This window comes from Arthrobacter sp. Y3225116, assembly GCF_059091245.1.
Window position 1 is genome coordinate 1 of the sequence record NZ_JBNHGL010000150.1, and the last position, 7,133, is coordinate 7,133.

The following is a 7,133-nucleotide window of genomic DNA, read 5'->3' on the forward strand; positions in this document are numbered from 1 at the left end:
GGCACGGCGAAGAGGCCGCCACGGCCTGAGGCGGCCGCGGCGCTTGCAGCCGACCGACCGGCGTCGGGCGTGAGCTTCAGTACACCGGTTTCGAGGGCTCCACGTCCCTGACCCACGCCAGGATTCCGCCGTCGAGATGGGATACCCGGGTGTAGCCGCGCGCCAGCAGGCTCTGCAGGACTTCGGCCGAGCGCGCGCCCGACTTGCAGTGGAAAACCAGGTCCGTGTCCCGGGGCAGGTCCTCGAGGGCCTCGCCGGAGAGGATGCGTCCCTTCGGAACCAGGACGGCGCCCGGAATGTTCACCACTTCGTATTCGCCCGGTTCGCGGACGTCGATCAGCTCGAAGCCGCCCCTGCCGGCATCGCGGTCGGCCAGCATCCGGGACAGGGTGCGGGCGTCCACCGCGTGGTCGGCATCGACCGGGCGCGCCGGCGCCACCCCGCAGAACGCCTCGTAGTCGGCCAGCCCGGTGATCGGCTCGGCGTCGGGATCCTTGCGCACCTTCAGCTCCCGCCAGCTCATCTGGAGGGCGTTGAAGACCAGGACGCGGCCCAACAGCGTCTGCCCGATGCCGGTGATCAGCTTGATCGCCTCATTGACCATCACGGAGCCGATCTGGGCGCACAGGACGCCGAGAACGCCGCCCTCGGCGCAGGACGGCACCGAACCGGGCGGCGGCGCCTCCGGATAGAGATCGCGATAGTTCGGCCCGTGGGCGTCCCAGAAGACACTCACCTGCCCGTCGAACCTCAGGATGGATCCCCACACGTAGGGCTTGCCCAGCAGCGCGGCGGCGTCGTTGACCAGATACCGGGTGGCGAAGTTGTCCGTGCCGTCCAGGATGACGTCGTAGCCGGCGAAAATCTCCAGGACGTTGCCGGTGTCCAGCCGGACCTCGTGCAACACCACGTCCACGCCGGGGTTCAGCGCCAGGATGCTGTCCCGTGCCGAGGCCGCCTTGCTGCGACCCAGGTCCGCCACGCCATGGATGACCTGGCGCTGCAGGTTGCTCGCTTCCACCTCGTCGTCGTCCACGATCCCGATCCGGCCCACCCCCGCGGCGGCCAGGTACAGCATGGCCGGCGATCCGAGGCCGCCGGCGCCGATCACCAGCACCTTGGCGTTCTTCAGCCTCAGCTGGCCGGCCATGCCGACTTCGGGGATGATCAGGTGCCGCGAATACCGCTCGGTCTCGGCCTTGCTGAGGGACTCTGCCGGTTCCACCAGCGGCGGCAGCTGCCGGGTCTCCAAGGTGCTCATTCTTCCAATCTACGCCCCAGCCGGTTGCTGGTGCGTAGACTGGTCGGGACTGACACTTACTGCACCGTGGCGCTGTAAGTTTTCCTGACCGCAGCGCCGGAAGAGGCCGTGTAATACCGTGACGACAGAACCCCGCTCAGCCGCCAAGCCCACCCGACTGCCGCGGGAGGAACGACGGCGCCAGCTGCTGCAGGCGGCACACGAGGTCTTCGTGGTCAACGGCTACCATGCGGCGGCGATGGACGAGATCGCCGACGCAGCGAACGTGAGCAAGCCGGTGCTCTACCAGCACTTCCCCGGCAAGCGGGAGCTCTACCTGGCCCTGCTGGATCACCATCTGGAATCGCTGAACGCGATGCTGATGGCCGCGCTGAACTCGACGACGGACAACAAACTCCGCGTGCACGCCACCATCCGGGCCTACTACCAGTTCATCGCCCAAGACAGCCAGGCGCACCGGCTGGTCTTCGAATCCGATCTGAACAACGACCCCGACGTGAGCGGCCGCTTGGAGGACTTCAATGCGCGGCTGGCCAGCGCCATCGCCGGAGTCATCGCCGAGGACACCAAGCTGTCGGCGGTCGAGGCCACGCTGCTGGGCCGGGCCCTGGCCGGCATGGCGCAGATCAGTGCCCGGCACTGGCTGCGCTCGGGCGGGGAACTGGACCAGGACGCCGCGAGCGAACTGATCTACCGTTTAGCTTGGCGCGGAATTTCACGCTTCCCGAAGGAACCCTAGGATAGATTCGCCAGTAGGGAACCCACCCGGCTTACAGCATTACCAGGAGGCATCAGCGTGGAAGTGAAGATCGGCATGCAGAACGTCGGCCGTGAAATCGTGCTCGATTCGTCGCAGTCGCCGGACGAGGTGGCCGAGATCGCGAGCCGCGCCATGAACGGCGGCGCCGAACTGCGCCTGACCGATGCCAAGGGACGCCTGGTCATCATCCCGTCCAATGTCCTGGCCTACGTCGAGATCGGCGCCGAGGGGCCGCGCCCCGTCGGATTCGGCGCCCTGTAACCAGCCATGGTCGCACTGGTCCTGCTGGTGCTCGTCGCCGCCGCCGTCGGCTTCACTGCCTGGGCGGTGGACCGGCGGCGCCACGCCTACGGGGTGCTGCTGCTGCCCGGGATCGCGGTGGCGGCGGCGGTGCTGCTCTGGTTCGTCCTCATGGCCGCCGGACTGGGCTCCGAACCGGGCGTGCACTTCCTGTCCTGGCTGCTGCCGATGGCCGTTTCCGTTCCGGCCGCGTGGGCCGGTGCCTGGTGGATCGGACGCCGCCGCGCGCAACGGGATACCGAACGGCTGACCGCCCTGCTGGGCTGAACGAAGCCAGCCGGGGCAGGAAGCTAGCCGGGATAGCTGTCCGGGTCTGCGTCCGCGCCGAGCTTCCGGGCCAGCACGCTCACCGCTGCCGCCGCGGACACGTCACGGGTGGTGACTTCGGAATCGGCGTCATGCGACGTGAAGCGCAAGAAGACCTTGTTGTACCGCCAGTCCAGGTCCGGGTGATGCCGCTGCTCCTCGGCCAGGTCGCCCACGGCGGCAATGAAGTTCAGGGCCTCGCGCCCATTGTCCAGCTTGAACGCGCTGACCAGCGCTCCGTCCGCGTAGCGCCACTGCGGCAACCCGCGCAGCTGCCGGTCGATTTCCTCACTGCCGAGTACGTCTTTCGCACGTCCCACGATGCCTCCCGGTTGCGCGGCGGTCTGCGGCTGCCGCGGCTTGCGGCCGCCTGTGCCGCCAGCCTACCGGCGAACCCAACCGCGTTGAAGGCCCGCGCTCACGCCGTCAGGCCCAGGTCATTCATGCGGCGCGAATGGTTCTGGGTCAGCCGGGCAAACAACTCTCCGGTGGCCTGCGCCTGCCGGTCGGGATCCTGCCCCCGCATCAGCTCGCTGAGCACGGCGCGCTCAATCCCAATCCGCTGGGCCTGGGTCAAGGCCTCCCCCACCAGCCTGCGCCCCCACAGCGCCAGCCGCGAGGCCAGCCGCGGATCGTCGGCCAGCACCTGCTGCAGCCGGGCCGCGATCATGGAGATCTGCTCGGTGTTTTCCTTGATCCGGGCGACCAGCTTCTGCGTCTCGCTGTCGAGGGCCCCGGCGATGTGCAGGTAGAAGTCGCCCAGCACGCCGTCGGTGACGTAGGCCTTCATCAGGGACTCGTACCAGTCGGCCGGGCGCGTCCGGTCGTGGAAGGCATCGATGGAGGGCTGGAACGGGGCCATGGCCGTTTCCACGTCCACGCCCAGCTGCTCCAGCTGCGCGGCCACGGCCTCGAAATGTTCAAACTCGGTCACCGCGAGCCGGCCGACGGCGGCCCGGTCATGCAAGGTGGGCGAAAAGCGTGCGTCGGAGGAAAACCGCTCGAAGGCGGACAGCTCGCCGTAGGCCATCACGCCGTACAGATCGATCAGGAATTGCCGGCGGCGGCCGGAATCCTCGCCGGGCGCTGCGGGAACGGTGCTCACGGTGCTCATAAATCCAAGGGTAGCGTCCCATTTCGACGCGGCTGCCGTTAGGCTAACCGTGTGCCGTACCCGCATTTGGACCCGAAGGTCAACGAGTCCCAGCATCTGCTGGCACGGGTGCTGAAGGACCTGCGGACAGAGTTCGACCTGCCGCAGGAGTTCGACGCGGGCGCACTCGCGGAGGCCCGGGCCGCCGTGGCCGCCCATCGGCTGCCGGAGACCGATCTGACCGCACTGGAATTCGTGACCATCGATCCGCCCGCGTCCACCGACTTGGACCAGGCCCTGTACATCGAGTCCACCGACGGCGGTTACACGGTCTGGTACGCGATCGCCGACGTCCCCTCCTTTGTGGAGGCCGGCGGTGAACTGGATGCCGAAACCCGGCGGCGGGGCCAGACGATCTATGCCCCGGACGGACGGATCCCGCTGCATCCCGACGTCATCGGGGAACAGGCCGGGTCGCTGCTGGCGGACCAGCTGCGGTCGGCCTACGTGTGGCGATTCGAGCTCGACGCCGCTGCGCGCGTCACCGCTGCCACCCTGGAACGCGCCAGGGTGCGCAGCCGGGCCAAGCTGAACTACGAGCAGGTGCAGCAGGACATCGATTCGGGCGACGCGGCGCCCACCCTGCTGCTGCTGAAGGAAGTGGGCAGCAAGCGGGTGGAGCTCGAACGCGAGCGCGGCGGGGCGAGCCTGAACGTCCCCGACCAGGAGATCGCCCATGACGGCCGGCACTACTTCATTGTCACCAGGCCGCCGTTGCCGGTGGAGGACTGGAACGCCCAGATATCGCTGATGACCGGGATGGCCGCGGCCAAGATCATGCTGGAGGGCAGGATCGGGATCCTGCGCACCATGCCGGGACCGGACGCGGACGCCGAGGCCCAGTACCGCCGGCAGACCGAGGCGTTGGGGTTCCCGTGGCCGCACGAGATGGCCTACGGCGACTATCTGCGCAGCCTGGACACCACCGATCCCAAGCAGCTGGCCCTGATGCACGGGGCCACCGCCCTCTTCCGCGGTGCCGGCTACACGCCGTTCGTCGGCGAGCTCCCGCCCGAACGGCAGCAGGCCGCCATTGCCGCCCCCTACGCGCACGCCACGGCGCCCCTGCGGCGGCTGGTGGACCGTTTCGTGCTGGTGATCTGCCATGCCCTGTGCGCCGGCGAACCCGTCCCGCAGTGGGCCCAGGACGCGCTGGAGGAATTGCCCAAGCTGATGGCGGCCTCCGACCAGCTGGCGGGACGGGTGGACCGCGCTGCCCTGGACGCCGTTGAAACGGCGCTGCTGAGCCACCGCGTCGGGGAAGAGTTCGACGCCGTCGTGATCACCGGCACCCGGTACCCGGGCAACGGTAATGGCAACGGCAACGCCAACGGCGCCGGCGGCCGTAACGGGAACGGCAACGGCAACGGGAAAGTCCTGGTGGCCGGCAGGGGCAAAGGCAACGGCGGCCAGGAGCCGTACGGCGTGGTCCAGCTCAGCGACCCGCCGGTCACCGCACGGTGCTCGGGAATCCTGGCGGCGGGGGCCACGGTGCGCGTTCGATTGACCGTGGCGGACATCGAGGAACGGCGCCTGCACTTCGAACTCGCCGACGGTTAATGCCCCGCACGGTGCGCCGCAGGGCCCGGTTTGCCAACGACCGGTAGACTTAATCGTGTAGTACTGGATGCCCGGTCGTTGATTGAGTGAAGTGAATCCATCAACAGATCCGTCCCTACGCGATCTTTAACCTCCTTGGCTGCCTCGTTGGCCGGCCGGGAAAGCAGTTGTTAGCCCGCGATCGGCTTCCACTGGTTGCGCCACGCTTCCGCCTTGTTCCGCTCCCGCAGCACCTGCGGGACCGTTGAGCACCGCCGGCGTCGGCGCCTGAATGAACGGTATGTAATTGAACACTGAAAATATCCAGGTGGCTGGCGAACAGCTCATCCACGCTGACAACAGCGCCGAAGAACTGGTCGTCGAGGCCGTGCTGGCCTCCGACGAACGCCCCCACGAACTGCCCAAGCAGACCTTCGCCGACTTCAACGTCCGCGCGGACATCGTGCGGTCGCTTTTCGACGCCGGCATCACCCACCCCTTCCCGATCCAGGCCATGACCCTGCCGGTGGCCCTGGGCGGCCACGACATCATCGGCCAGGCCAAGACCGGTACGGGCAAGACCCTGGGCTTCGGCATCCCCGCGCTGCAGCGGGTGGTGGGACCTGACGACGACGGCTTCGACAAGCTTCCGGTGCCCGGTGCGCCGCAGGCCCTGATCGTTGTGCCGACACGCGAACTGGCCGTGCAGGTCGGCAACGACCTCATGACCGCCTCCAAGCAGCGCAACGCCCGCGTCGCCGTCATCTACGGCGGCCGCGCCTACGAGCCCCAGATCGAGCTGCTGCAGAAGGGCGTCGAGGTCGTGGTCGGCACCCCCGGCCGGCTGATCGACCTGCACCGCCAGAAGCATCTGAGCCTGAAGAACGTCCGCATCGTGGTCCTGGACGAAGCCGACGAGATGCTGGACCTGGGCTTCCTGCCGGACGTCGAGACGCTGCTGGCCGCAACCCCGGCCGTGCGCCAGACCATGCTCTTCTCCGCCACCATGCCCGGACCGGTCATCGCCATGGCCCGGCGGTACATGACGCAGCCGACGCACATCCGCGCCGCCGACCCGGACGACGAAGGCATCACCAAGAAGGACATCCGCCAGGTCGTCTACCGCGCACACAACCTGGACAAGGACGAGGTGGTGGCCCGCATCCTGCAGGCCGAGGGCCGCGGCCGGACCATCATCTTCACCAAGACCAAGCGCACGGCCGCCAAGCTGTCCGAGGAGCTGATCGACCGCGGGTTCGCCGCCGGCGCCATCCACGGCGACCTCGGCCAGGGCGCCCGCGAACAGGCGCTGCGCGCGTTCCGCAACAACAAGGTGGACGTGCTGGTCGCGACCGACGTCGCTGCCCGCGGCATCGACGTCGAAGACGTCACCCACGTGATCAACTTCCAGTGCCCCGAAGACGAGAAGGCCTACCTGCACCGGGTGGGCCGGACCGGCCGCGCCGGCAACAAGGGCACCGCCGTCACCTTCGTGGACTGGGACGACGTCCCGCGCTGGGGCCTGATCAACAAGGCCCTCGGCCTGGACGTACCGGAACCGCAGGAGACCTACTCCTCCTCCCCGCACCTGTTCACCGACCTGAACATTCCCGAAGGCACCAAGGGCAGGCTTCCGCGCAGCCAGCGCAAGCTCGCCGGCATCGACGCCGAGAAGCTCGAAGACCTCGGCGAGACCGGAAAGCACCCGGCCCGCTCCGCCTTCGAGGGTCCGAAGGGCAGCCCTTACTGACGCCCTGCTGGATGCCGTCTGTCGAGCAAGTTCGGCCTCCGGCGGTAGAAGGGATCCTCTTTCG

At 68.2% G+C, this 7,133-nt stretch carries 8 protein-coding genes; 5 read left to right on the plus strand and 3 right to left on the minus strand.

What is annotated here, in order from left to right:
• Positions 1–76 precede the first annotated feature (76 nt).
• A complete protein-coding gene (gene moeB / locus AC5RV2_RS12675) occupies positions 77–1,261 on the minus strand; it encodes a molybdopterin-synthase adenylyltransferase MoeB (RefSeq protein WP_494092622.1) in 1,185 nt (394 codons plus the stop codon).
• Between the two features lie 118 nt (positions 1,262–1,379).
• Here moeB and AC5RV2_RS12680 point away from each other — a divergent pair, with 118 nt between their 5' ends.
• The 3 genes from AC5RV2_RS12680 to AC5RV2_RS12690 are packed head-to-tail and all read left to right on the plus strand — an operon-like array spanning position 1,380 to position 2,588.
• Positions 1,380–2,000, plus strand: a complete 621-nt coding sequence (locus tag AC5RV2_RS12680; RefSeq protein WP_494000274.1) for a TetR/AcrR family transcriptional regulator — start codon at positions 1,380–1,382, stop codon at positions 1,998–2,000.
• Between the two features lie 57 nt (positions 2,001–2,057).
• Positions 2,058–2,282 (plus strand): DUF3107 domain-containing protein, encoded by a 225-nt coding sequence (locus AC5RV2_RS12685; protein WP_136784705.1) that lies wholly within the window; start codon positions 2,058–2,060, stop codon positions 2,280–2,282.
• 6 nt (positions 2,283–2,288) lie between these two features.
• Entirely contained in the window at positions 2,289–2,588 is a 300-nt protein-coding gene (locus AC5RV2_RS12690; protein ID WP_494092623.1) for a hypothetical protein, read from the plus strand.
• Between the two features lie 23 nt (positions 2,589–2,611).
• Here AC5RV2_RS12690 and AC5RV2_RS12695 read toward each other — a convergent pair whose 3' ends face one another.
• Together AC5RV2_RS12695 and AC5RV2_RS12700 are read right to left on the minus strand one after the other, a co-directional pair.
• Entirely contained in the window at positions 2,612–2,947 is a 336-nt protein-coding gene (locus AC5RV2_RS12695; protein ID WP_494092624.1) for a 4a-hydroxytetrahydrobiopterin dehydratase, read from the minus strand.
• Between the two features lie 98 nt (positions 2,948–3,045).
• Positions 3,046–3,741 (minus strand): ferritin-like fold-containing protein, encoded by a 696-nt coding sequence (locus AC5RV2_RS12700; RefSeq protein ID WP_494012558.1) that lies wholly within the window; start codon positions 3,739–3,741, stop codon positions 3,046–3,048.
• A gap of 51 nt (positions 3,742–3,792) precedes the next feature.
• Here AC5RV2_RS12700 and AC5RV2_RS12705 point away from each other — a divergent pair, with 51 nt between their 5' ends.
• Together AC5RV2_RS12705 and AC5RV2_RS12710 are read left to right on the plus strand one after the other, a co-directional pair.
• Entirely contained in the window at positions 3,793–5,340 is a 1,548-nt protein-coding gene (locus AC5RV2_RS12705) for an RNB domain-containing ribonuclease (RefSeq protein ID WP_494092625.1), read from the plus strand.
• 325 nt (positions 5,341–5,665) lie between these two features.
• Positions 5,666–7,069, plus strand: coding sequence for a DEAD/DEAH box helicase (locus tag AC5RV2_RS12710; RefSeq protein ID WP_494092626.1), 1,404 nt, complete (start codon positions 5,666–5,668; stop codon positions 7,067–7,069).
• Positions 7,070–7,133: the final 64 nt, after the last annotated feature.